24 protein-coding genes and 1 pseudogene are annotated in these 23,373 nt (G+C 71.2%); 7 read left to right on the forward strand and 18 right to left on the reverse strand.

The window, feature by feature from the left end; translation table 11 throughout:
• The first annotated feature begins 1 nt into the window (after position 1).
• The 3 genes from N912_RS53270 to N912_RS0120165 are packed head-to-tail and all read left to right on the forward strand — an operon-like array spanning position 2 to position 2,092.
• Complete coding sequence (locus N912_RS53270; RefSeq protein WP_037065748.1) at positions 2-838, forward strand: 4Fe-4S dicluster domain-containing protein; 837 nt, start codon at positions 2-4, stop codon at positions 836-838.
• Positions 838-1,779, forward strand: coding sequence for an NrfD/PsrC family molybdoenzyme membrane anchor subunit (gene nrfD / locus N912_RS53275; RefSeq protein WP_051580494.1), 942 nt, complete (start codon positions 838-840; stop codon positions 1,777-1,779). The genes N912_RS53270 and nrfD overlap by 1 nt, the downstream gene beginning before the upstream one ends.
• 40 nt (positions 1,780-1,819) lie before the next feature.
• Positions 1,820-2,092 carry a DUF3040 domain-containing protein gene (locus N912_RS0120165; RefSeq protein ID WP_028923832.1) on the forward strand — a complete coding sequence of 91 codons (273 nt, stop codon included), beginning with the start codon at positions 1,820-1,822 and terminating at the stop codon, positions 2,090-2,092.
• Positions 2,093-2,182: 90 nt separating this feature from the next.
• Here the strand turns inward: N912_RS0120165 and N912_RS65200 are convergent.
• From N912_RS65200 to N912_RS53295, 7 genes and pseudogenes are all read right to left on the reverse strand, one after another.
• Positions 2,183-2,428, reverse strand: a pseudogene (locus N912_RS65200) (potassium-transporting ATPase subunit KdpA); the annotation flags it as partial.
• 152 nt (positions 2,429-2,580) lie between these two features.
• Positions 2,581-5,031, reverse strand: a complete 2,451-nt coding sequence (locus N912_RS0120175; RefSeq protein WP_028923833.1) for a PEP/pyruvate-binding domain-containing protein — start codon at positions 5,029-5,031, stop codon at positions 2,581-2,583.
• A complete protein-coding gene (locus tag N912_RS53280) occupies positions 4,937-5,437 on the reverse strand; it encodes a MarR family winged helix-turn-helix transcriptional regulator (protein ID WP_211261317.1) in 501 nt (166 codons plus the stop codon). The genes N912_RS0120175 and N912_RS53280 overlap by 95 nt, the downstream gene beginning before the upstream one ends.
• Before the next feature lie 99 nt (positions 5,438-5,536).
• Positions 5,537-6,289: an ABC transporter permease gene (locus N912_RS53285; protein WP_084211047.1), complete on the reverse strand. Its 753-nt coding sequence runs from the start codon at positions 6,287-6,289 to the stop codon at positions 5,537-5,539.
• The gene (locus N912_RS53290) at positions 6,286-7,008 is read right to left on the reverse strand and encodes an ABC transporter ATP-binding protein (protein ID WP_084211048.1); all 723 of its coding nucleotides are present in this window, start codon (positions 7,006-7,008) and stop codon (positions 6,286-6,288) included. Before N912_RS53290 ends, N912_RS53285 begins: the two co-directional genes overlap by 4 nt.
• Positions 7,005-7,559: a TetR/AcrR family transcriptional regulator gene (locus N912_RS0120195; RefSeq protein ID WP_028923834.1), complete on the reverse strand. Its 555-nt coding sequence runs from the start codon at positions 7,557-7,559 to the stop codon at positions 7,005-7,007. Before N912_RS0120195 ends, N912_RS53290 begins: the two co-directional genes overlap by 4 nt.
• Before the next feature lie 49 nt (positions 7,560-7,608).
• A complete protein-coding gene (locus N912_RS53295) occupies positions 7,609-8,400 on the reverse strand; it encodes a DUF4118 domain-containing protein (RefSeq protein ID WP_211261319.1) in 792 nt (263 codons plus the stop codon).
• Between the two features lie 396 nt (positions 8,401-8,796).
• On the opposite strand from N912_RS53295, the gene N912_RS0120205 reads away from it, so the two are divergent.
• Positions 8,797-9,366: a hypothetical protein gene (locus N912_RS0120205; protein ID WP_037065749.1), complete on the forward strand. Its 570-nt coding sequence runs from the start codon at positions 8,797-8,799 to the stop codon at positions 9,364-9,366.
• A gap of 17 nt (positions 9,367-9,383) precedes the next feature.
• Here the strand turns inward: N912_RS0120205 and N912_RS53300 are convergent, their stop codons facing one another.
• The 7 genes from N912_RS53300 to N912_RS0120245 form a co-directional block, all read right to left on the reverse strand.
• Positions 9,384-10,721 carry a DUF2252 domain-containing protein gene (locus N912_RS53300; RefSeq protein ID WP_245645357.1) on the reverse strand — a complete coding sequence of 446 codons (1,338 nt, stop codon included), beginning with the start codon at positions 10,719-10,721 and terminating at the stop codon, positions 9,384-9,386.
• 154 nt (positions 10,722-10,875) lie between these two features.
• Complete coding sequence (locus tag N912_RS0120215) at positions 10,876-11,538, reverse strand: GAP family protein (RefSeq protein WP_028923836.1); 663 nt, start codon at positions 11,536-11,538, stop codon at positions 10,876-10,878.
• A gap of 138 nt (positions 11,539-11,676) precedes the next feature.
• Positions 11,677-11,901 (reverse strand): hypothetical protein, encoded by a 225-nt coding sequence (locus N912_RS63590; RefSeq protein WP_037065752.1) that lies wholly within the window; start codon positions 11,899-11,901, stop codon positions 11,677-11,679.
• An 18-nt stretch (positions 11,902-11,919) separates the two neighbouring features.
• Positions 11,920-12,090 (reverse strand): hypothetical protein, encoded by a 171-nt coding sequence (locus N912_RS63595; RefSeq protein WP_156993804.1) that lies wholly within the window; start codon positions 12,088-12,090, stop codon positions 11,920-11,922.
• Positions 12,091-12,103: 13 nt separating this feature from the next.
• Entirely contained in the window at positions 12,104-12,562 is a 459-nt protein-coding gene (locus tag N912_RS53310) for a DUF7144 family membrane protein (protein ID WP_037065753.1), read from the reverse strand.
• A gap of 122 nt (positions 12,563-12,684) precedes the next feature.
• Positions 12,685-13,170 carry a DUF1269 domain-containing protein gene (locus tag N912_RS0120240; protein ID WP_028923837.1) on the reverse strand — a complete coding sequence of 162 codons (486 nt, stop codon included), beginning with the start codon at positions 13,168-13,170 and terminating at the stop codon, positions 12,685-12,687.
• Between the two features lie 84 nt (positions 13,171-13,254).
• Positions 13,255-14,355, reverse strand: coding sequence for a DUF389 domain-containing protein (locus N912_RS0120245; RefSeq protein ID WP_211261320.1), 1,101 nt, complete (start codon positions 14,353-14,355; stop codon positions 13,255-13,257).
• Positions 14,356-14,434: 79 nt separating this feature from the next.
• On the opposite strand from N912_RS0120245, the gene N912_RS53315 reads away from it, so the two are divergent.
• The gene (locus N912_RS53315) at positions 14,435-16,132 is read left to right on the forward strand and encodes a SulP family inorganic anion transporter (RefSeq protein ID WP_211261321.1); all 1,698 of its coding nucleotides are present in this window, start codon (positions 14,435-14,437) and stop codon (positions 16,130-16,132) included.
• A gap of 10 nt (positions 16,133-16,142) precedes the next feature.
• Here the strand turns inward: N912_RS53315 and N912_RS0120255 are convergent, their stop codons facing one another.
• Positions 16,143-17,849 carry a SulP family inorganic anion transporter gene (locus N912_RS0120255; protein ID WP_245645358.1) on the reverse strand — a complete coding sequence of 569 codons (1,707 nt, stop codon included), beginning with the start codon at positions 17,847-17,849 and terminating at the stop codon, positions 16,143-16,145.
• Positions 17,850-17,971: 122 nt separating this feature from the next.
• Here N912_RS0120255 and N912_RS53320 point away from each other — a divergent pair, with 122 nt between their 5' ends.
• Positions 17,972-19,102: an AI-2E family transporter gene (locus N912_RS53320; protein ID WP_037065758.1), complete on the forward strand. Its 1,131-nt coding sequence runs from the start codon at positions 17,972-17,974 to the stop codon at positions 19,100-19,102.
• 6 nt (positions 19,103-19,108) lie between these two features.
• Here the strand turns inward: N912_RS53320 and N912_RS53325 are convergent, their stop codons facing one another.
• On the reverse strand, positions 19,109-20,095 hold the full coding sequence (locus N912_RS53325) for a hypothetical protein (protein WP_051580497.1): 987 nt from the start codon (positions 20,093-20,095) through the stop codon (positions 19,109-19,111).
• A gap of 240 nt (positions 20,096-20,335) precedes the next feature.
• Between N912_RS53325 and N912_RS0120270 the strand changes: the two genes are divergently transcribed.
• Complete coding sequence (locus tag N912_RS0120270) at positions 20,336-22,225, forward strand: alkyl/aryl-sulfatase (protein WP_028923840.1); 1,890 nt, start codon at positions 20,336-20,338, stop codon at positions 22,223-22,225.
• A 170-nt stretch (positions 22,226-22,395) separates the two neighbouring features.
• Here N912_RS0120270 and N912_RS53330 read toward each other — a convergent pair whose 3' ends face one another.
• On the reverse strand, positions 22,396-22,935 hold the full coding sequence (locus N912_RS53330; protein ID WP_051580498.1) for an HdeD family acid-resistance protein: 540 nt from the start codon (positions 22,933-22,935) through the stop codon (positions 22,396-22,398).
• Between the two features lie 212 nt (positions 22,936-23,147).
• Positions 23,148-23,348, reverse strand: coding sequence for a hypothetical protein (locus tag N912_RS0120280; protein ID WP_028923841.1), 201 nt, complete (start codon positions 23,346-23,348; stop codon positions 23,148-23,150).
• Positions 23,349-23,373: the final 25 nt, after the last annotated feature.

Here is a 23,373-nt window from a genome sequence, read left to right on the forward strand (position 1 = left end):
CATGGTGGAGATCACCCCTGGCCGCGCGTACGGCTTCTTCACCGACACCAGCGTGTGCATCGGCTGCAAGGCCTGCGAGGTCGCCTGCAAACAGTGGAACGAGCTTCCCGGCCACGAACCGTCGTTCCTCGACGGGTTCGACAACACCGGCCGCCTGGACGCCCAGAACTGGCGGCACGTGGAGTTCATCGACAACGTGCCCGATGAGACGATGTCCAGCGGCCAGGGCACGGCCTGGCTGATGATGTCGGACGTCTGCAAGCACTGCCAGCACGCCAGCTGCATGGAGGTCTGTCCGACCGGCGCGATCATCCGCACCGAGTTCGACACCGTCTACATCCAACCCGACGTCTGCAACGGCTGCCGCGACTGCATAGCCGCCTGCCCCTACGACGTCATCGGCATCGACCAACACAGCGGCGTCGCGCAGAAGTGCACCCTGTGCTACGACCGGCTCCAGGGCGGGATGGAACCCGCGTGCGCCAAGGCCTGCCCCACCCAGTCGATCCAGTTCGCGCCGCTCGACGAGCTGCGCATGACCGCACGCAGGCGCGTCGCCGACCTGCACGCCCAAGGGGTCACACAGGCCCGGTTGTACGGCGAGGACGACACGGTCTACGGCGGCCTGAACGCGTTCTTCCTGCTCATGGACGCCCCGGAGTCCTACCAACTGCCCGACAAGGAGAACGCCGTGCTGCCCAGCCGCAACAACGTGGGCGGCTACCTGGGGATGCTGGTCACCGCCGTGCTCGGCCTGCTCGCAGGGCTGGTCGCGCTGCGCCGGCGCCGCGAGCCCGCCGCCGAGACGCCCCCCGAGCCGGGGGGAGGCGAGGACTGATGTCGCCGTCGGTCGCCCAGCACTTCGCCGGCCCGCCGGAGTGGACCTGGTACATCCTGTTCTACTTCTTCCTCGCCGGCCTGGCCGGCGGGTCCTACGCGATCGCCACCCTGCTGCGGCTGCGCGGCGAGCCGGCCGACGAACCCGCCGCCCGGCTCGGCTACTACGTCGCCCTCCCGGCGATGATCATCTGCCCGCTGCTGCTCGCCCTGGACCTGAGCAGGCCGGAGCGGTTCTGGCACATGCTGTGGAACACCTCACCGGGCGCGGCGAGCCTGAACTTCAAGCACTGGTCGCCGATGTCCGTCGGCTCCTGGGCGCTGGTCGCGTTCGGCGCCGTCGCGACGGTGTCGTTCGTCGAGGTTTTGGTGCGGGACCGGGTGATCCGCGTCGGGCTCGCCGACCGCGCCGTGCGGCTGCTCGACGGCACCCCCGGCAAGGCCCTCAACGCGATCGGAGCCCTGCTCGGGCTCTTCATCGCCGGCTACACCGGCGTGCTGCTGTCGGTGTCGAACCAGCCGGTGTGGAGCGACACCTGGGCTCTCGGCGGCCTCTTCCTCGCCTCCGGCCTGACCGGATCGGCCGCGCTGCTGATACTCCTGTGCCGCTTGCGCGCACCGGCCCGGGACAGCATCGGCGCGCTCGAGGTCTCCGAGCGCCTCTACGCCCTGCTCGAGATCGCGCTGATAGTCGTGTTCGCGCTCACGCTGATCCCGGCCGGCACGCTCGGTGAGGTCTTCGGCTTTCCGTGGATCCTGCTCTGGCTGGTCGCCCTCGCCGGGCTCGCGCCCGGCCTCGGCTCACTGGCAACCGTCCGGCTCGCCACCACCGAGACCGGCACCGTGCCCGTCGCGGTGACGCGGACGGTGGTCGCCCAGCCAGCCCTGGTGCTGCTCGGCGTCCTCGCCCTGCGAGCCGTGATCATCTTCAGCATCCAGTGACCCACCCTCGGCTTCCCCTCACCCCCCGCGGCGGTAGCCAATGGCACTCCCAGACGACGAGGAACGAAAGCTGGTCGAGATCGAACAAGGCCTTGCCAGCGACGATCCCCGACTGGCTCACCGGTTCGTTCAGCTACCCGGGCCGACGGTCGGCTCGCTGGTCGCGACGACCATCGGGATCATCGTGCTGCTCAGCGCCGGGGCAGCGATCATCTCGATCGGCGCGCAACTCCACTCCCCCGCGGTGATCGCCCTCGGCGCGGTGTGCACCGCGCTCCTGCCGACGCTGGCAGGCCCTCGGCTTCGCCGATAGCCCGGTCGAACGTGTCCGCCACGAGCTCGCTCCACCCCGTCCGGACGGCGTCATAATGCCTCTACCGCTCGTCGGCCACCCCACCAGCGGTCAGGGTTGCCACCGTGACCATGCCGCCGGTGTGAGTCCTGCCGCTGGCTGGTGCAGCACGCGGCGGGTCGTCGACAAGCCGCCCTCGCAGATTCCTCGCCGCCGCTGTCTCCCCCGCGGCGGCCCGAACGCGAGAGACCGAACCGTCGACGTGCCCGTCGTCGACGCCGCCCACAGCCCGGAGGCGGCCGGGCCGAAACGAACCTCCTTGCCCTCCAGGTAGCCCCCCGACTGGTCCGCGGTGACCGCCGGCTGACCAACACCAACGCGACCACGAACGACAACGGCAGCATGATCCGCACCACCGTGCGGCTCAGGTCCACCGGGGTGCTCGGCCGCAGCACCGTCAAGCGTCGGGCCGGCCGCCGATCTTCATTCGGCCGGCCGCGCCAGCTGTTCTAGTCGGGTCCGATGTGGATGGTTCCGGCGGCGCCGTCGATGGTGATGGTCTGTCCGGTGGTGATGGTGTGGGTGGCGTCGCGGACGCAGATGACGGCGGGGATGCCGTACTCGCGGGCGACGGTGGGTCCGTGGGCGGCGGGTGAGCCGGTCTCGGTGACCAGTCCGGCGGCGGTCATGAACAGTGGGGTCCAGCCGGGGTCGGTGGTGGGGGCGACGAGGATCTCGCCGGGTTCGATGCGGGCGCCGGCGGGGTCGCGGATGACCCGGGCGCGGCCGGTGGCCTGGCCGGCCGCCGCGGGCATGCCCACCAGGACGCCGTCCTGGGCGGCGGGGGGCGGGGTGAGGGTTTCCAGGTCGGTGCCGTCGGAGAGCAGCCCGGCGGGGACCTGGGTCCGGCGCAGTTCGCGCTGGTAGTCGGCTCGGCGTCGGGCCAGGAGCCCTCGGTGGTCGACGCGGTGGTGCACGGCGGCGGCGAGTTCGTGCAGGTCGAGGAACATGACGTCCTCGGCGCGGTCGAGCAGGTGGTTCTCGGTGAGCTCGGCGCCGATCAGGAGCAGCTGGTGGCGGGCCTGCGCCAGGGGTGCGAGCCAGGCGAACTTGCCGATCTCGCGCAGCCCGCCCAGCGCGCGTGCCCGGCGAATCATGGCCACCGCGATCCTGCCCCGGACGGAGCGGGCCCGCGCGGCGAGTTCGTCGATCTTCGCCTCGGCGGTGGCGGCGGCGCGGGCGAACCGCTGCTCCGGGCTTTGGGCCGGGTCGTCGAGGCGCAGGTAGTTGGCGATGGTGGCGAACAGCGGCGTGGGGTCCTCGGCCCAGCGGGGCAGGCCGACGTCGATCTCGCCGGCCGCGCGCCGCCCGTAGGCGGCGAGGAAGGCGTCCAGGCCGATGTCGGGCAGCGCGTGTGCCCGGTAGCGGGCGGTGAGCCGCTCGGGCGGAGTGGTGGTCAGCAGCTCGCGGTGTTGGCGTGCATTGTCGGCCAGCCGCCACAGCGCGAGGTCCATCTCGGTGGTGACGTTGTGCGGCATCCCGCCCATGGTGATGTCGACCTCGCCGTCGGCCGCGACACCCCTGAGCAGGGCCGCCGGGGCGCTGGCGAGCATAACCCCGGTCATCAACGGCCAGGTCAGGGCCATCATGTCCCGACCCATGATCGGCCGCTGGGCGTCCTCGATCACGTAGCGCAGCCGGTCCGCCGCGCTGGCCGGCTCGCCAGGCCCGACAGCGGCGCCGCCGATCCGGTCCAGCGCGCGCAGCGCACGCTCGCGCGCGGCGTGTGGTCGGGCCAGGCTGCGCGTGATGCCGATGACCCCGCCCGGGGTGAGCCGCAGGGTCATCTTCAGCGCGGTGCTCGCCCGGAACGGAAGACCAAAGGTCGGGGCGAACCGGGGGTCGTCGAGCAGGCGTTCGACCATCCCCCGGACCCTCGGGCCGTAGGCGTCCAGGCCTTTCGGCAGCCGTCGCCGGGTCCACCTGCTACGCGCCAGGTCGGTGATGTCGGCGTAGGCGCGCCCACCGACGGGCACGATCCGCCTGATTCCGTCCAGCGGGTCGACCCGCACCCCCATCGCGGTCATCCACCCCGCGGCCGCCACCTTGAGCACGGCCAGGCCCATCGGGGTGAACGGTCGCAGCATCCCCTGGATGTGCCCGAACTCGAAGTACAGCCGGGTCTGACCGACTTCGGCGCGCGGAGGCTGGGGGAACAGGGTGGTGATCGGCCGACACTGCAGCAACCAGAGCACGCCGTCGGCGTCGATCGCCCACTCGATGTCCTGGGGCGTCCCGAAATGCTGCCGCAGGCGCACACCAGCGCTGCCCAGCTCGTCGAGCTGGGCACGACCCAGGCAGCCGCGCTCACCGGAGTCCACGGTCCGGCTCGGGTCGGTCCAGACGTAGTGGTCGGGGACCACCGTGCCGTCGACGATCGCGGTCCCCAGGCCGGGAGCGGCATCGATGATCGTCTCGGTCCGGTTGCCGGTGACCGGGTTCGCGGTGAACACCACGCCCGCCACCACCGGGTCGACCATGCGTTGCACCACCACGGCCATGGCGACCGTGTCGTGGTCGATGTTGTTCGCCTCCCGGTAGGCGACCGCGCGCTCGGTGTGCAGCGACGCCCAGCACGCCCGCACCGCACCGACCAGCCCGTCGGCGCCTCGGACGTTGAGGAACGTGTCCTGCTGGCCGGCGAAGCTGGCCTCCGGCAGGTCCTCGGCGGTGGCGCTGGAGCGCACCGCGACCCGCCCGTCGGTGTCCGCGACCAGCCCTCGGTAGGCCTCGACCAGCTCGTCCTCGTCGAGCGTGCCGGACCGGTGGGCGCGGGTGGTCAGGCAGAACCCGTCCGGTACCCGCTCACCCGCCCTGATCATCTCGCCCAGGCCGGCCGCCTTCCCGCCGACCAGGTCGACCATGCTCGCGTCGATCTTCGCCAGATCGATCACGTTCATCGCGGATCCTCCTCGCCGCCTTCGCGTACAGCTCCATGCCCTGCATGACGATCTCCCGCTCCCCCGCCGTGAGATGGCCCCACAACTCCAGCTGCGCCCGCACCCGCACCATCCGCAACCGACGCAGCACCCCCGCCCCCGCCTCGGTCAGCCGGACCCGTCGCACCCGCCGATCAACCGGATCCTCATACCGCTCGGCGAACCCCCGCCGAACCAGGCCGTCGACAATCCGGCTCGTCCGCGACAACGACCGCCCCAACACCTCGGCAAGCTGCTTGACCGTCGGCTCCCCACCCCGCTCCAACACCTGCAGCAACACCGAGTCCAACACCCGCAGGTCATCACCCTCATGCATCCGCACCAGCGAAGGCATCAGATCCCGCTGCATCGACCCCAGCAGCTCCAACAGCCGCTCAGCCTCATCCAACTTGCTACCCCGCATTAATTGCGAACTAGCAACTAATTTAGGCCGGGTCGACCAGTGCTGTCCAGACGCGTGCGAGGGCTAGTGGTGGTCGGCGCGGTTCCACCAGGCCGAGGTGCCCAGGACGCCGATGGCCGCGGTCGCGGCGGCAAGCCCGAAGCTGCCCGCACCGACGCTGGTCGGCCCGAGCATGCCGCTGGCGATCGCCGGTACCGACCACGGGTACATCCCGCCGACGCCGGCGCCGGCCAGCACGACCCCGAGGACCACCGCGAAAGCCGTTGTCGCGATTCCGGCCAGATAGCCTCGCCCGACGCTGGTGGCCAGGGCGATCGGGCCGACGAGGACCGCGTTGAACCCGAGCACGATGGCCGGTGACTCAAGCGCGTCCAGTGACCATCCCGGCAGGCCGAGCAGCGCGCTCAGGCCCGCCGAGGCCGCGAGCTGAAGGCATCCGAGCAGCAGCATCCAGGCGGTCATCACGATGAGCTTGGCGGTAACGACGGCCGTGCGTGAGGTGGGCAGGGCGAGCAGGTCCAGTGCGGTGCGGTCGCTGAACTCACGGCCGAACGCCCAGGTGATCAGGAACCCGAACACGACCAGGCCACCGATGGCGTCGATCTCGGTGACCGCCCGGACGTAGCCGGCGACGTCACGGGTCAGCCCCATCGCCGTCAACTTCGCGCCGACCGCGCCTTCCGGTGTCGCGCCGGCCACGAAGCTGGCCGCCATCAGGGTCGGCGCCAGGATGGCCGCGACACTCACCCACCGCGCCCGTGACCTGCGCAGCTTGAGCGCTTCGGCCCACAGCGCCGCACCCATACCGGTCCTCATGGCCTGGCCCGTTGCTCGTGCTCGGTGAGCATCCCGAGAAACACGTCCTCCAGGTTCCGCCCGCCGCACGTGCAGTGCGGCAGCGCCGCCGTGTCGAGCTCGGTCAGCAGCCGCCCCTGGTGGATCATGCCGACGCGGGTTGCCACCCGGGCGACCTCGGCCAGGATGTGGCTGGAGACCAGCACCGTGACGCCCTCGGTGGCGAGGTCGACCAGCAGCGCGCGCAACCAGACGATCCCCGCCGGATCCAGGCCGTTGCCGGGCTCGTCGAGGACCAGCAGGTCGGGTCGGTGCACCAGCGCCTTCGCCAGGCCCAGCCGCTGGGCACTGCCGAGGGACAGCTCCCCAGCCCGGCGCGACGAGTACCGCTCCAGCCCTACCAACCCGAGGATCGCATCAACGGCTCGCCGGTCACGCACACCGCGCAACCGGGCGGCGAGCAGCACGTTCTCGCGCGTGGTCAGATCGGGGTAGCAGTGCGCGCCGTCGACCAGATGACCGACCTTGCGCCACTCGGGCCGGGATCGACCGAACAGCCTCGCCTCGCCCGAGGTCGGCCGGGTCATGCCGAGCAGCATCCGAATAGCGGTGGACTTCCCGGCGCCGTTCACACCGAGGAACCCGTAGATCTCGCCCGACTCGACCCGCAGGTCAAGGTCCGCGACGGCCAGCGTGCGCCGGTAACGCTTGGTCAGTCCCCGGGTCTCGATCACACTCATCGGTCGATCACCTCCAGGGCCGTCTCGATCAGCTCACGCACGTCCGCGCGGCCGCCCTCGGCGGCCCACCGCAGCAACGCCACGCCCACCGCCCCGAGGCACGCGGCGGCCGCGACCTCGACTTCGAACGGATCCTCACCCGCCAGCGCGGCGACGATCGCTCGCCCGGTGGCGTACTGGTTCTCCCACAGACGAGCGCGCAGCGCCGGGGTGTCCATGATCAGGCGCACCCTGGCCAACGTCAGCTCGGCGGCCTCACCGGACAGCTCACCCCAGCCCATCAACAGGCCCTCGCCGATCCTGCGCGTCAACGGGCCTTCCGAAGGACCGGCGGCGATACGCTCGGCGATCACTTCGTCGTAACCATCGGACATGACCAGGTCTTCCTTCGTGGGGAAATGTCGGAAGACCGTCATCGCCGAGACCTCGGCCGCCTCGGCCACCTCCGCGACCGTCACACCGTGAAAGCCGCGCTCCAGGAACAACCGCAGGGCTTCGCGTTGAATCTTGGCCCGCGTCCGGTCGCGCTTGAGCTGGCGCAACCCCACCATACGTTAGAGACTAACATCTGCTAGTCACTAACAAATACTCAACCGATCGCTACGAGATGGTGCTCGGTCGGCCCGTGGCACTGGCGTTGGTGTTGGTGGCGAGCGCGGCGCCCACCTGGCTGGCGAGCGCGGCCGCGACCCGGAGCTGCTCCGGCGACGGCCTGACCACGCTGGTGGCGGCCGTGAGCAAGAACCGCCCATACACCACGCCGCCGCTGCGCACCGCGAGTGCGATCTCGGTGTCGGTGGGCAGGCCCAGCCGTCTCAGGTCGACCGGGTGGCCGTTGTAGCTGACCGCTCCGTCGCTGTCGATGGCCGCGAGGACCGGGCCGTCGCCGCGGTCGAACCGGCAGCGGTCGATCTGCAGCAGCTCCACGATCTGCTCGCTGACATGCTCGACCAGCGACTCGATCGAGGACTGGCCGGCGCCCACGGTGGCGGCCGTACGCAACACCCCGTCCAGATAGCCCTGCTCGCGGCTGGCCCTGGCCTGCTGGCGCCGGCCCCACAGCGCGATCTCGGCGACCCCGGCGCCGACCACCATGAGCAGCACCGCGGTCTCGATGTCGGCCCGGTCGGTGATGGTGAACTGGTTATAGGGCTCGGTGAGGAAGAAGTCGAACCACACCGCGCTCGACAACGCGGCCACCAGCCCGGCCGACCGGATCCCGGTCGCGGCCGCCGCGACCACCAACAACACCAACCCCAGCGCGGCATTGGTGTTCGCCACGCTGTCCCGAACCAGCGCGAGCACCGCACACGCCGCCAGCGGCCCCACCGCGGCGACACCGACAAACAGCGGACGGTGAGACACCAACCAACCCGACGGGCTCATGTTCATGCCCGCCAGTGTCCTCGCCCCCGGCACACCCAGGCCAGCCCATCACCGGGCCGGCAACCCAATCTCGCAACACCACACCGACCGAGACTCCCAGCACGGTCAGTACCGGACCGCCGCGGCCTTCTCTCGATATCCGCAAGAGCCCGCCGTTCGCGCCTCCGCTCGCTCGCGGGCGGCGATCGAGGACTTAGGTCTCTATCCCTGCCCGCTGACCCGCTCCGCCGCCCACGCCTGGCACTTCGATCTGGCGCCCTACCAAGCCGGGTCATTCGGAACGGATGAGGACTCCAGGCCGAGCCGGCTTGACGCTGGGCTGGACGTGGTGCTCTCGCGGTTGTCGGCGTCCGCCGCCTGTCCGGGGTGCCGGCGGACGGGTCGGGTGTGGGAGGCGGGTGCGTGGACGGCAGCGGGTTGGGGGTGTTGGCGGTCGGGCTCGTGCTGTGTTTCCTCGGGATCCGGTCGTTGCACCTCGCGGTCGCCGCGTCCGGGTTTGCGCTCGGCTGGCTGATTGCGGAGGGGCTGGGCTCGGGGCCGGGTGTCGCCGCCGTGGTCGGGCTGGCGACCGCGTTGGGGGCCTGGGTTGTGGTGATGCTGGTGCTGCGTGCGGCGCTGTTCTTCGTGGGGGCGATCACGGGCGGCGTGGTGGGCGCCAAGCTCTTTGGCCTGCTGGAGCACGGGGAGGGCAGCGTGCTGCTGGCCATCCTGTTCGTCGTCGCGGTCGGGTTCATCGCGGGGCTGACCGCGCAGCGGTTCCGCTCGGCGGTGCTGGCCGTGGCCTGCGCCCTGGGCGGCGCCGGACTCGCGCTGAGTGGGTTGGCGCGGTTGTTTCCCGGGACGCTGGGTCTGCTGCGCGTTCCGAACTCCGCCGCCGAGGCCGTGATCAGCACCGCGGTGTGGCTCGCGCTCGCCGGGAGTGGGTGGGCTTTCCAACGAAGGCGTACACGCGAGCGTCGTCCGGCCGCCTGACCCGACCCCCGGCGCGCTCAGACCCCGGGCTCGGCCGTGATCCGGCCGGAGCCGATCGCGGCCAGAAGCGTCTGGTGGTCGCGTTCGTTCTGGTCGGCGTAGCCGCTGGCGAACGTGGCGGCTGCCTGGTCGAACGCGCGGCTGGAACCGAGGTAGGCGGCGATGGCAATGCGGTCCCCGGTTCGCGCGTGGGCCTTGGCGAGCGTCCAGCCGCACAGCTTGCCGTAGGCGCGCATTCCGGCCGGCACCATTGCCTCGACGTCCGCGGAGCCCTTCCAGTCCCGCAGTTGGCGAAGATAGAAGTCTCGGTTGCTCCCGTCGAAGCCCTCGGCGCGCAGCCAGCCGAGGAAGATGTCGCTGACGCTCTGCATGAGTCGCTGCCCGACGACCACGCGCTGCCCGGAATTCTCGTACTCGCTGGGGCCGACGTACTCGGCCAGCACCGACGGTCCCGCCTCCTTCGCCTGGAGGAACAGCGGGTCACGTGCGTCGTCGCCGAGCATCAGCAGCATCCACGAGCGGGTGCCCACACTGCCGACTCCTACGACCTTGCGAGCCATGTCCACCAGCCGATACCGGTCCAGCAGCACCCTGCGCTCCGGTTCCAGCGTGTCCCGATAGGCACGAACCAGGTCGCGCAGCTGCTGTTCGATGGCCTCGGCGCGCCCCGGGTCGGCGACCACGTCCGCGACCGGAACGATCAAGGGTGGCTCCGGGCGGATCCGGGGCCGGCCGTCGTGAACGGTGGCGAATCGGCCGAGTGCCCCGAGGTTGTCCCTGGTGTGGGCCTTGGCGACGCCACGGGCGAGCTTCTTGCCCTGGCGGCCGCCCAGCCTAGATCCGACGATCGACTCCACTTCGGACACGTCGGCGCGGGCGTACCAGACATCCAGGGCGGTGCGCGTCGCGAAGTCGCGCATCGCCTCCCGATACGCGGCGACGGCCACGAGGACGATGTCCCGTCGCTGCTTGGTGGTAAAGCCGTTGTCCCGACCGGCGATCTCCAGACTCGTCGTCAGGCGTTTGACGTCCCATTCCCACGGCCCGGGCTGCGTCTCGTCGAAGTCGTTGATGTCGAAGACGAGCCGGCGCTCAGGGGAGGCGAACAGGCCGAAGTTCGACAGGTGCGCGTCGCCGCACGCCTGAACGATCAGCCCGGATCGAGGTGTGCGGGCGAGGTCACCGGCCATGGGCAAGGCGGCCCCCCGAAAGTAGGTGAACGGCGATGCGGCCATTCGCCCGTAGCGGATGGGCAGCAGTTCCGGCACCCGGGTTGCCGCCTGGCGTTGCAGCAGCTCCACCGGGTCCGGCCGGTCGGGCTGGGGTGTGAACGCGGCGTGGCTGGAGCGGGGCACCTCGGTCCTGGCCGCGCGCCCACGGGCTTCCCGTTGTTCCCGGGTGGGGCGAGGTGAGTCCCCGCCCGGTCCATGGCGCCGATCGGTGGTCGTCTGGCTCATACGGAACTCTGCGCACCGGCGGGCGGGCCCGGCATCCCCCACAACGGGCGGGTCACGGCAGCGCGCGAAGGTCCACGACCCCCTTCACCACGAGGTACAGGCCCAGGACTCCGCAGAACACGACCACGATGGTTCGCTGGTGCCGCCTGGCCCAGGCGGTGCCTCGTTCGAGGAGGTCACGGGACACGCTCGGGCGGTAGACCGACATCACGAGCGCCACGATCGCGAGGCTGAACCACAGGGCGTTGTAGACGAGCACCTGCAGGATGCCGTTGACCGGTCCCGACGCGGTCCCGATGATGGCGTTGAGCGCGGCGAGGTAGACCAGGCCGGGCAGGTGGGTCAGGACTCCGGCCAGGGCCGCGACGGGCGGGGTCAGGTGCCGTAGCCGACGCTGCATCCAGGACTCGTCAGCGGGGTCGGCGGCGCGCCGGTGCACCCGCCCGGTCCAGGCGCCGGCGGCGTAGCCCAGGGCCGCGGCGCCGATGACGATGTTGAGCAGCGCGCGGCCGGCCGTCGCCGTGCTCGACGAGCTGTGGCCCTGCAACGCCAGTACCGCGAGCGCGCCGATGGTCAGGCTGAACGCGAGGCCGGCGAGGATGTAGGCGACCAGCAGTCGTTGCGGGCGGTGGGTGGACAGCATCGCGTAGACGGCCGCCGCGCTGGAGGGGCGGACCACGGTGGTCAGCGCGAGGACGAGCGCTTCGGGGCTCACGGCGCGGGCCGAGCACGCCGATCAGGTGTTCAGGATCCGGCTCTTCTCCCGCTCGAACTCGGCGTCGGTCAGCACGTCCTGGGTGTGGGCGAGTCCACGAAGGAGACCGGGCATGGCGCCTTCCCTTCTCGACGGCCTTCAGGCCCCAACGGTTTCGGTGCTGTCCAGCGCGGCGGCCAGGTCCTGGACCGGGATCCGGCCCTCGGCGAGGAGTTGGCCGCCCGCGCGGTGTACGGCCGCGACGAACGGTGCCGCCCACACGTTCTGGTAGACCACGATTCCGGCCGCGTTGCCCGGCTCCGTTCGTTCCGCTCGTTCCTGCCCTCGGGCAGGCTGGGAACCGGACGCGCGGGCCGGCCTCATCCCCGGCGGATGACCCGGTCAGCCGGACCGCGCGTCGGTCGTGGAGGTTCCCGGCCGGGCGAGGAACTCGATCACGGCAAGCGCGACGAGCAGCCCGGTGGCGATGAGCAGGATCGCCCCCCGCGGTCCGCGCGCGCACCAGCTGATCGGCCGGGGCGACGGCGATCGTGGGATGCACCCGAGGGACATCGCACGGACCTCGTCAGCGTTCGAGCTCCCCGCCGTGCACGATGATCGCGTAGATCACGACCACGTCGAGCGCGATGATGATCGTGGACCACACCGGGTAGGCGGGGAGGAACACCAGGTTCGCGATCGCGCTCAGGCCGGCCACGAGAACGCCGACCACCCGTGCCGCGGTGTTCCCGGTCAGCAGCCCGAACCCCACCAGCAGGCCGACCACGCCGAGCGCGAAGTGCAGCCAGCCCCAGGCGTTGTAGTCCACGTTCACGACCAGCCCGTTCTGGCGCACCACGTAGAAGCCGTTGTTGAACAGGGCCACCAGCCCTTCGATCAGCTGAAAGACACCAAGAATGATCAACATGGTGCCGGCGAAGGCGACCCAGCCGGCCCAACCGGTGACCGCGCGCGCCGATCTCTCGCTCGAGGGACGGTTCGCGGCTCCGGCGGGACCGCTGTGGGCGGTCGATGCATCGGTCATGACAGATCTCCTGCGGTCGGGGATGGCCACCTTGGGCGAGGTCGAACAGCCACGCGGTCGACGTCGCTAACAGATGTCCCTCCGAGTGGACGGTCGTGCTCGGCGGGTGAGGGCCCAGGCCGTCATGCGGCGAACGCGGTCCGCAGGGCGTTCTCCTGCTCCTGGGACAGGTTCGTGGAGAGCAGCTGGGGCTTCTGCTCGGCGAAGGCCTCGCTGACCTTGTCCATGACGGCCTCGGAGGTCATCACGAACAGGGCGGACGTGCCCGGGGTGACCTCGTCGCGGGTTCGCTTGATGAAGTCGTCGTCGATGCCGACGTCGCCCAGCGCTCCGGTGATCGCTCCGGTGGCCGCGCCGAGCGCGGCTCCGATCAGCGGGATGAAGAAGAGCAGGCCGAAGAGCATGCCCCAGAACATGCCGCCCAGAGCGCCGGCACCGGCCAGGTTGTGCAGCTGGCGGGTCTTCGGGCGCTTGGCGTCGGCGGGCCAGGACACCGTTGCCGCGTCGTGCACCGTGATCAGCTGCTGTTTCGACAGGGCTTCTAGCGTTGTGACGGCGTCGTCGGCGCCGGTGGCGCTGTCGAACTTCCAGACGGTGAGGGTCGCCATCGTTCCTCCTTCGGTGCGAGTCGTCGGTGAGCCAGCGTGTGCGGTGGCGGCGCGAGGCGCGTCATCCGTCGCGGGTGACCCGGCTCAGGTGGCGGGCCTGGTGACGTCCAGCTCCCGGGTTCCGCCGACGACGAGCGACAGGCGCGCAGGCACCTCGGCCAGTCCCGCCTGGTCGAGCGCGCGACGCAGCGAGGGCGCGTCCGCGCCGGGTGGCGGGCCGACGGCCGCGACGCGCAGCACCCCCCGTTGCATCGACACCTGCACCACCTGCCAGGACCGTGCCCTGGCCCACCGGTCCGCCACCGGCTGCGCGGTGGCGACGATCGCCTGGTCGCGGAAGACCTGGTAGCTGCCGAGCCCGAGCGGGACGGCCACGACGAGCACGAGCAGCGCGACCACGACGATCGTTCGTGCGCGCAGGCGCCCGACCGGTTGCCCGGCGCCGAGGGCGGCGGCCCGCACCCGGTAACCGATCAGCACGACCGTGCCGGTGGCGATGATCGCGGTCACGTTCGTGGCGAACAGAAGCAGCGCACCCGCCGCCTGCGCGGGGGCACCGGACTCCAGCGTCAGCCCGACCACGGACAGCGGTGGGACGAGCGAGATCGCGATCGCGACCCCGGGCAGGGCGTCGGAGATGTCCGAGCGCACCAGGGCGAAGGCTCCGACGGCGCCGGTCGCGAGCGCGGAGACCAGGTCGATCAGCTTCGGGTCGACCCGGCCGGCGACCTGTGTGTTGGTGTCGGCGACGATCGGCCCGGGGACCAGCAGGCCGAGCGCGTAGCCGAGGGCGACGACCACAACGGCACCGGCGACGACGAGCACCGCGCTCCTGACGACCCGGCGACGATCGGCGAGGACGAGCCCGAGCGCGGTACCCAGGATCGGCGTCATCAAGGGCGCGACGATCATCGCCCCGATCACGGTGGCGACCGAGTCGGCCACCACCCCGGCGCCGGCGATCACCGCGGCCAGCACGAGCAGCGCCCAGAAGGCGGAGCGCTGCCGAGGCTGGTCGAGGAACAGCGCGCCGGCCATGCGCTCGATGTCGGCGCCGGTGACGCCCGAAGCCGTGGTCATCATCGCGGCACCGGCGCGCGTGTGCGCGCATCGATGCGCGGAGCCGGTGGCGGGTGGCCTGCCATGGTCGCCCAGCGTGAGCGCCGCCGCCGGGTTCCTCCTCACCCGTGGGGGATGACGTGCCGGCGCGGCGGTGACGACGACAGTGACGGTATACGGCCGGCGGGTGCGGAAGGGGAGATCGATGCGGATGCTCGCCTCGCTCGGCGAGCTCCGGACGGCCTGGCGACGCGAGACGCTGGGCGCGGACGCGCGCGCGGGGGTCGTGCTCGGGGTGGAGAGCGTGCCGGACGGCCTGGCGAGCGGGCTGTTGGCCGGGGTCAACCCCGTCTCGGGCCTGTACGCGTACCTGTTCGGGATGGTCGGCGGCGCGCTGTTCACCGGTTCGACGTACATGGCCGTGCAGTCCACCGGCGCGATGGCGGTCGTGGTGGCCGACGTCGACCTGGGTTCGCGCGCCGACCCCGAGCGGTCGCTGTACACGCTTGCGCTGGTCACCGGGGTGGTGATGATCGTGGCAGGGGTGGCGCGGCTGGGTCGGTTGCTGCGGTTCGTGTCCACCTCGGTGATGACGGGGTTCATCACCGCCGTCGGTGTCAACATCGTTCTCGGTCAGCTCGGGAACTTCACCGGGTACCAGGCGCCCGGCGGGGGCCGGCTCGGCCAGGCGCTGGGGCTGCTGCTCGCGCTGGGTCGTGTCGATCCCGCCTCGACGGCGGTCGGCGTCGTCACCGTCGTGCTCATCCTGGTGTTGCGGCGCACGCGGTTGCGGTCGCTCGGGTTGGTCGTCGCCGTGGCGGTGGGCTCAGGGCTCGGCATGCTGTTCGGTGCGTTGGGTGCGCCGGTGGCGCGGCTCGACGGGATCGTCGCGATACCCCGGTCGCTTCCGCTGCCGGTGCTGCCGGCGTTCGCGGAGATCCCGGGGCTGCTGGTCCCAGGGCTGTCGCTCGCGTTCGTGGGCCTGGTGCAGGGCGCGGGGGTGTCGGCGGGGGTGCCGAACCCGGACGGGTCGCGCCCCGACCCGTCGCGGGACTTCGTCGGCCAGGGCGCCGGCAACATCGCCTCGGCCGTGTTCCGAGGGATGCCGGTGGGCGGTTCGATGTCGGCAAGCTCGCTGCTCGCCGAGGCCGGCGCGCGGACCCGGCTCGCGCCGCTGTTCGCCGGGATCGTGATGGGCGCGGTCATCCTCCTGCTCGGCGGCGTCATCGGATACGTCGCCATGCCAGCGCTCGCCGGCCTGCTGATCGTGGTCGGCGCCGGTTCGATCCGGCCGGCCCAGGCGCTCTCGGTGGCCCGTACCGGCGCGGTCCAGCTCACCGTCATGGCCACCACGTTCGTGCTGACGCTGGTCGTCCCGTTGCAGTACGCCGTGCTGGTCGGGATCGGGCTCTCGATCATCCTGCACGTCGTGCGGCAGTCCAGCCGGATCAGGATGAGACAGCTTCAGCTCCGCGGCGGGAGGCGGGTGCGCGAGACGGCGCCACCCGAGGAGGTGCCGGGCGGGCAGGTGATCGTGCTCCAGCCCTACGGCAGCATCTTCTTCGCCGCCGCTCCCGCGCTCGAAGCACAGCTGCCCTCGGTGCGCGACGGGTCGACGGGCAGCGCCGTGATCCTTCGGTTGCGCGGAGTCGACGACGCCGGCGCGACCTTCATCGACGTCCTCACCAGGTTCGCGGCCGCCCTCGCACGCTCCGGATCGAGGCTGATGGTGGTGACCGACAACCCCCGGATCCGCCGGCAACTGGAGGTGACCGGCGCCCTGGGAGCCCTCGGGGAGGACAACTTCTACGCCGGTGACGAATGGGTGGGCCGGGCGTTGCGCCGGGCCTACCGGGACGCGACCGGCTGGGTGCGCGAGCACGAAGCGGGCGGTCAGCGGTGACGGCGCGCGCTCAGTCCGGCGCCGGCCGCTGGAGGACCGTGGCCACGGCCTCATCCAGCGTGGAACAGGCCAGGATGGGTCCGCCGGCCAGGGCGAGCACGTCGCGCACCTGACCGACGTCGCCGGCGATGGCCAGCCGGATGCCGTCGCGCTCGAGGTCGGTCCGCAGCCGCTGAAGCATCGCCGCGGCCGTGACGTCGACGAACGGCACCGTCCGCGCGTCGAGCACCACCGCGCGGACAGTTCCCTCGCCGGCCAACGCACGCAGCCGCTCGCGGACGTGGTCGGCGTTGGCGAAGAACAGCCCGCTCTCCACCCGCGCCACGATCACGCCCGGCGCCCCGGCACCCTCCGGGTTGCGGGCGAGGTCGACCCACGTCCCCGGCGTGGCCGGCGCCCGGCCGAGCACCGCCACGTACGGACGCGACACCCGGTACAGCAGGAGAAGAAGCGACACCGTGATGCCGATGAACAACCCGGGCAGGGTGTCGAACACGAGCACGCCCAGCAGCGCCGCGACGGCGGCGGCGAAGTCCGCGCGGGCCGCCGGGCCGTAGATGCTGCCCAGCCGGTGGGTCCAGATCCCGTACAGCGTCCGCAGCGCCGCCAGGTCGACGAGCTCGATGACCGCCACGATGACGATGGCCGCGAGCACGGCCTCGGGCAGCCGCTCGAACAGGCCGGTCAGGAACAGCAGCGTCAACAGGGTCAGCGCCGCCACCGTCAGCCCGGAGACCTGGGAGCGGGCGCCCGCGCCGCCGTTGACGGCCGTCTTGGACAGGCTGCCGTTGACGACCATCCCCGACGACAGGCCGGCACCGACGTTGGCGGCGCCGAGCCCCAGCAGCTCACGGTTGGCGTCGATGTCGTACCCGGCCTTCGCGGCGTAGGTCTTGGCGGCGCCCAGTCCCTCCGCGAACCCGACCAGCAGCACGCCCAGTGCGGGGCCGACCAGCCCGAGATAGTCGCCGAGCCCGATCCCGGCCGGCAGGCCGAACGAGGGCAGGCCCCGCTCGATCGGCCCGACGATCGCCACCCCCCGGTCGTCGAGGCCGAACAGGATGACGGCCAGCACCCCGAGCACCACCACGACCAGGGATCCGGGCACCAGCGGGACCACCTTGCGCAGCATCGCCAGCACCGCCAGGGCGGCCAGCCCGACCCCGAGCGTGGCGAGGCTTGCCCCGCCCAGGTGAGCCACGAGCCCCCCGACCTGCTCGAAGAAGTTCCCGGACGCCTTCTCGACCCCGAAGAGCTTGGGGAGCTGGCCGGCGATGATCGTCAGCGCCAACCCGATGATGAATCCCTTCAGCACCGGCTCGGAGATCAACGACGCGATGAACCCGAGCCGCAGCAGGCCCGCGAGGACGCCGACGACCCCGGCGACGAGGGCGAGCGTGACGGTGAAGGCGGCGTAGCGGGCGGTACCGGCCCCGGCGAGGCCGGCCACGATCGCGGCGGACAGCGCCGCCGTGGCCGACATGGGTCCGACGACCAGGTGCCGGGAGGACCCGATGAGGGCGTACAGGAGCAGGGACGCGACCGCCGCGTAGAGGCCGACCACCGGAGAGACGCCCGCGATGGTGGCGTAGGCCAGTGACTCGGGCACCAGCACGGCCCAGACCGTCAGGCCCGCCACCAGATCGGCGCGCAACCACGACGGCCGGTAGTCCCGCAACGTCGCCATCAGCCCGGGCGCGGGCGGACCTGGCCGCACGGCAACCTCCCCTCCGCCGCTTCCGATCGCCTCGGACTCATCGGAGCCGAGCGCACCTCATCCGTGCCTCACCCGGGAGGGATGATGCGTCGGAGGTGCCCACGGCGGCAGCATGCCGGTTCATGGCGACCGTGACCGAACCGCCGAAGCGTCGCTGGCCCCTCCCCCGTGGCCTGATCGTGCTGCTCGCCCTGGCGGCCATGGTCATCGTCGCCGCCGGGCTGCGCGCGTTCGCGGACATCCTCGGGCCGGTGTTCCTGGCGCTGATACTCACCGTCGCCGTGCATCCGCTGATCACCCGCCTACGGCGCCGGGGCGCCCCGACCTGGCTGGCGGTCACGGTGACCTTGCTGGCCACCTTCGTGATCGTGCTCGGGCTCGCCGCGGCGCTGGCGCTGTCGGTCGCGCAGCTGGCGACCCTGTTGCCCGAGTACCAGGACCGGTTCGCCGCGCTCGTCCAGGACGCCGTGGCCTGGCTGCGCGGCCTGGGCGTGGGCACCGAGCAGGTGCAGGCCGTGCTCAAGAAGGTGGACTTCGGAGCGGTGGCGGGAGTGCTGGGCAGCATGCTCGCGGGCCTGGCCGGCGCGTTCTCCAACCTGGTGTTCCTGCTCGCCGTCCTGCTGTTCATGGGCCTGGACGCCGCCGGTTTCCCGTCGCGCCTCACGGCCGTCGCGCGCTCACGTCCGGATGTCGCCTCGGCGTTCACCTCGTTCGCGCGGGGAACCCGCAGCTACCTGGCGGTGTCGACCGTCTTCGGACTGATCGTCGCGGTGTTCGACGGGGTCGCGCTGGGGTTGATGGACATACCGCTGCCGGTGCTGTGGGCGCTGCTGGCGTTCATCACCAACTACATCCCGAACATCGGCTTCCTCATCGGGCTCGTGCCACCCGCCCTGCTCGGGCTGCTCGAGGGCGGGCCCCGGCTCATGCTGCTCGTGATCGTGGTCTACTGCGTCATCAACTTCGTGATCCAGTCGGTGATCCAGCCGAAGTTCGTCGGCGACGCCGTGGACCTGTCGCTGACCCTGACCTTCCTGTCGCTGGTGGTGTGGTCGTGGCTCATCGGGCCGCTCGGCGCGCTGCTGGCCATCCCGCTGACCCTGCTCACCAAGGCCCTGCTGCTCGACATCGACCCGCAGACGCGCTGGATGACGTCCATGGTGACGATGGGCGCACCGGCACCCCCCGCGCCCGTCCCGCTCCAGCGCACCGGTCCCGACCAGGACGCGCCGGCCAGGACCGCGCCGCACTGACCGCCGTCACCGCTCAGGCCCGGCAACGACCCCCGAACCCGGTGGAGCGGCGCCGAGCTCGGTGTGCCCCACGGCATCGGAATCGGAATCGGAATCGGCATCGGCCCCGGCCCGGTCGCTCGCGCGGTCGGGCTCCGCGCCACGCCGGCGAGCGAGCCAGGACGCGACCGGTATCTCGACGGCCAGCCCCACCAGCAGGATGCCGGTGAGGCCGGCGAGGATCGCAGGGTCGTTGCCGAACCCGATCGCGACCGCGGCGAACGCGGGCCTGGCGTTGCGGGTCGGCGCGATCAACGCGACCGTCGTACGGGTCGTGGCGCCACCGCGGGCAAGACACCACCCGGCCACGGCGCCGACGACGGTGAACACCGCGGCGGCCGCCAGGGTCCGGGAACCGATCAGATCGACGATCTGCTCCCAGCTGCCGAGCACACCGAACGCGAGCACACCGACAAAGGCGAGGTTGGAGCCACGGGCGACCGGCGGCATCCAGCCCGCCGCGGTCTCCGGCGCCCAGGCCCGCACGGCCAGCCCCACCGCGAACGGCACCAGCTGCAGGACGGCGACACCCGCGATCAGCCTGCCGATCGGAATGCTGATGTCCGCGCCGAGGTCCGCCCAGCCGATGAGCAGGTTCGCCGTGATCGGGAACGTCACGCTTCCCATGGCGGCGAGGACGACCTGAAGCACCGAGCCGGTGACCACGTCCCCCTTCTGGATCATCGCCAGCTTCGCCCCGAACGGCGCACCCGGCGAGGAGGCCACCAGCACCAGCGCGACGACACCGGCGGTGGACAACGCGAACACCCGCCCCACCACCAGCCCGAGCAGCGGCACCACCACCAGGTTCGCGACCAGCACCAACCCCACCAGGACGCCGTTGCGCAGCACCCCGAGCAGCGCCGGAACGCTGGTGCGCAACCCGGCCGAGAGCATCGTGGCCACCACGAACACCACAAGCACCGTGTTCAACAAGGCGGTGAGAACGTCCACAGCCGCTCAGCCTGGCCGGCCCACGATCGCGTGACCTCATACCCAAGGAATGACCCGGCCCGGCGGGCGGTCGGTGTCCGTCGAAGCCTGCCTGATGTCGCCGTCTCACAACACGTCTGCCGCGGTCGCCTACCGGTGCGCTCAGCCCCGAAGCAGGCCGGGGTCAGGCCCAGCGAGCAGCAACGCTTTCACCCCCAGCGGATGATGAGGATCCGTCCAGGGGGCCGCGAGGCTGGTTGCATGACAGCTCCGAAGTACGCGGCTACGGCGATCGTCCAACAGCAGGAGGAGTTGCTCAAGCTCCTGCCCTTCTCCGATATGCAGGACTTCGACGATGCCAGGCGAGGCCTGGTCGCCCCGATCGAGTCACCCGTCGTCGACGAGGACGGGAAGGTCCTGTGGGACAACTCGACCTATTCGTTCCTCGAGGGTGACGCCCCGGACAGCGTGAACCCGAGCCTGTGGCGCCAGTCGAAGCTCGCCGCGATCGGAGGGCTGTTCGAGGTCACCGAGGGGATCTACCAGGTCCGCGGCATGGACCTGTCGAACACGTCCTTCGTGGAGGGCCACGAGGGTGTCGTCGTGATCGACACCCTGCTGTCGGCGCAGACGGGCGCGGCGGCGCTGGACCTTTACCGCAGGCACCGCGGTGACCGGCCGGTCAAGGCGGTTGTCTACACGCACTCGCACGCCGATCACTTCGGCGGGGTGAAGGGCTTCGTGACGCAGGACGAGGTCGACGCGGGGACCGTGAAGATCTTCGCTCCCGACGGGTTCATCGAGGAGGCGGTCTCGGAGAACGTATACGCGGGGACCGCGATGAACCGCCGGGCCGGGTACATGTACGGCGCGGCATTGGCCCGAGGCCCGCGCGGTCAGGTCGGCGCGGGCCTCGGGCAGACGCTGTCCACCGGCACGGTCTCGCTGATCGCGCCGACGGACGTCATCACCACGACGGGGCACGTCGAGACCGTCGACGGCGTGCGGATGGTCTTCCAGATGGCTCCGGGCACCGAGGCGCCGGCGGAGATGCTCATCTACCTGCCGGACTTCAAGGCACTCTGCGCCGCCGAGGACGCCACGCACAACCTGCACAACCTGCTGACCCTGCGCGGCGCGGTCGTGCGCGACCCGCACGCCTGGGCCCACTACCTCACCGAGACGATCGACCTGTTCGGAGGCGACGCCGACGTCGTCTTCGCCTCCCACCACTGGCCGACCTGGGGCACGGACCGCGTTGTCGAGTTCCTGTCGACGCAGCGGGACCTGTACGCCTACCTGCACGACCAGACGCTGCGCATGATGAACAAGGGGTTGGTCGGTCCGGAGATCGCCGAAGAGATCATCCTGCCCGCCACGCTGGAGAACGCCTGGAACGCCCGCGGCTACTACGGCTCGGTCAGCCACAACGTCAAAGCCATCTACCAGCGCTACCTCGGCTGGTTCGACGGCAACCCGGCCCACCTCTGGGAGCACCCGCCCGTGGAGAAGGCCAAGCGCTACGTCGATTTCATGGGCGGCGCCGACGCCGTCGTCGAGAAGGCGCGAACCGCGTACGACGCAGGCGACTACCGGTGGGTCGCCGAGGTCCTCAACCACGTCGTGTTCGCCCAGCCCGACCACCCCGCCGGTCGCGAACTGCTCGCCGACACCTACGAGCAGCTCGGGTACGGCTCGGAGAACGGCACGTGGCGCACCTTCTACCTGTCCGGCGCGACCGAGCTGCGCGACGGCCCGTTCGGGACGCCCACGGAGACGACCGCACCCGACGTGATCGGCCAGCTCACTCCGTCGATGTTGTTCGACGCCATCGCCATACAGGTCGACGGGCCACGGGCGTGGGACGAGAACCTCAGCATCGACGTGGTGCTCACCGACGTGCACGAGCGGTACCGCCTTCGCCTCGCCAACGGCGTGTTGACCTACAGCCCTCGCCCGCAGAAGGGCGACGCGGACGCGGTGCTCACCACGACACGACGTGCGCTACCCGCGCTCGCGGCGGGTGGCCTGAGCGCCGAAGGCCTCGCCACAGCGGACATCGCGCTGACCGGTGACGCCTCGGTCCTCGCACGCCTCGCAGGCGTCTTGGACCCGGGCGACAAAACCTTCGCCATCGTCACTCCGGACTGAGTCATCCCGCCGCCGGAACGGCCTGACACGAACGCGACACGACGTGCGCCCGCGCCGACCCAGCGCCCTGACTCGTCCTGAGCCGGGGTTCGGACTCGACGAACTCCGGTGGTCGATCGGCCGTGACCAAGATGTCAGTGTGGGGATCGGAACGCGTGTCCCCCGACCGGTCAGCTCGCCGGGGTCGTGGCGGGCCTGCCGAACGCGCCGATTGCCGTCACGGCTCCGTGCACGATCATCACGATGCCGAGCACCCACGCCAGGGTGACCGCGCTGATGACCGGCATGGACAGCACGACGACGCCCGCGATGAGCCCCACCACACCGCCGAGGATCGCCCAGCCCCTGCCCCGTTGGCTGCGTCCCGCGACCCCGGCCGCGAGTTCCATCACGCCGTTCACCAACCAGAACAGTCCGACCACGATCGCCAGGAACACCGCGGTCGCGACCGGTGAGCGCAGGCACATCACCCCGGCGATGATCGCCAGGATGCCCACGAGCACGCCGATGACCTTCGTCGCGGTCGAGGTGTCCGGGACCGCGAGCACCCAGACGGTGCGGAACAGTCCCAGGATGAGCAGCTGGATCCCGAAGATCGCCGCCAGGACCAGCGCGGTCACACCCGGCCAGGCAACGGCGAGGATGCCGGCGATGACGGCAAGCACCCCGTAGGCGACCGGCCACCATCTCGACTCACCGACGTCGGCCATGACATCCGCGACGTCGCGTCGACCGGGCGTTCCTGACGCGCGATGCTGGTGCGTCGCCGACGGCCCGGGTGTCTGTGCGGCCGCTCCCGTCCCCTCGGTCATGCTGCCTCCCCGCGCGTCGAAGTGCGTGTGCACGATGCGGTGGCCAGGGTGAAGGCCTCCCGAGCCCGCCGCCTCACCCGGCGCGGATGATCCTTGGGTGCGCGTCCGGCTCAGTCGGGGAGCCGGTGCAGGTCGATGAGCTCCAGCCCGAGGTTGCGGAACCGCGCGAGGATGCCGTCGAGGTGCGCACGATCCTGAACCGCCCCGTAGAGCGTGGTGCCGCGCGGGTCGACCATGGAGACCTTCAGCTCAGGGAACGCGGCCCTTGCGGTCATGGACAGGGGGCGCGCCAACGTGAACTCATACCGCACGAGCTCGACCTCCTGGACACGGCAC

The sequence above is a fragment of the Actinospineispora acaciae DSM 45401 genome, from assembly GCF_000620785.1.
GTDB lineage: Bacteria > Actinomycetota > Actinomycetes > Mycobacteriales > Pseudonocardiaceae > Pseudonocardia > Pseudonocardia acaciae.

Coding starts and splice junctions, on each gene's coding strand:
- N912_RS53270 (WP_037065748.1), top strand. CDS start 2: ATGGTGGAGATCACCCCTGGCCGCGCGTACGGCTTCTTCACCGACACC.
- nrfD (WP_051580494.1), top strand. CDS start 838: ATGTCGCCGTCGGTCGCCCAGCACTTCGCCGGCCCGCCGGAGTGGACC.
- N912_RS0120165 (WP_028923832.1), top strand. CDS start 1,820: ATGGCACTCCCAGACGACGAGGAACGAAAGCTGGTCGAGATCGAACAA.
- N912_RS0120175 (WP_028923833.1), bottom strand. CDS start 5,031: ATGAACGTGATCGATCTGGCGAAGATCGACGCGAGCATGGTCGACCTG.
- N912_RS53285 (WP_084211047.1), bottom strand. CDS start 6,289: ATGAGGACCGGTATGGGTGCGGCGCTGTGGGCCGAAGCGCTCAAGCTG.
- N912_RS53290 (WP_084211048.1), bottom strand. CDS start 7,008: ATGAGTGTGATCGAGACCCGGGGACTGACCAAGCGTTACCGGCGCACG.
- N912_RS0120195 (WP_028923834.1), bottom strand. CDS start 7,559: ATGGTGGGGTTGCGCCAGCTCAAGCGCGACCGGACGCGGGCCAAGATT.
- N912_RS53295 (WP_211261319.1), bottom strand. CDS start 8,400: ATGAACATGAGCCCGTCGGGTTGGTTGGTGTCTCACCGTCCGCTGTTT.
- N912_RS63590 (WP_037065752.1), bottom strand. CDS start 11,901: ATGAGGCCGGCCCGCGCGTCCGGTTCCCAGCCTGCCCGAGGGCAGGAA.
- N912_RS63595 (WP_156993804.1), bottom strand. CDS start 12,090: ATGTCCCTCGGGTGCATCCCACGATCGCCGTCGCCCCGGCCGATCAGC.
- N912_RS53310 (WP_037065753.1), bottom strand. CDS start 12,562: ATGACCGATGCATCGACCGCCCACAGCGGTCCCGCCGGAGCCGCGAAC.
- N912_RS0120240 (WP_028923837.1), bottom strand. CDS start 13,170: ATGGCGACCCTCACCGTCTGGAAGTTCGACAGCGCCACCGGCGCCGAC.
- N912_RS53315 (WP_211261321.1), top strand. CDS start 14,435: ATGCGGATGCTCGCCTCGCTCGGCGAGCTCCGGACGGCCTGGCGACGC.
- N912_RS53320 (WP_037065758.1), top strand. CDS start 17,972: ATGGCGACCGTGACCGAACCGCCGAAGCGTCGCTGGCCCCTCCCCCGT.
- N912_RS0120270 (WP_028923840.1), top strand. CDS start 20,336: ATGACAGCTCCGAAGTACGCGGCTACGGCGATCGTCCAACAGCAGGAG.
- N912_RS53330 (WP_051580498.1), bottom strand. CDS start 22,935: ATGGCCGACGTCGGTGAGTCGAGATGGTGGCCGGTCGCCTACGGGGTG.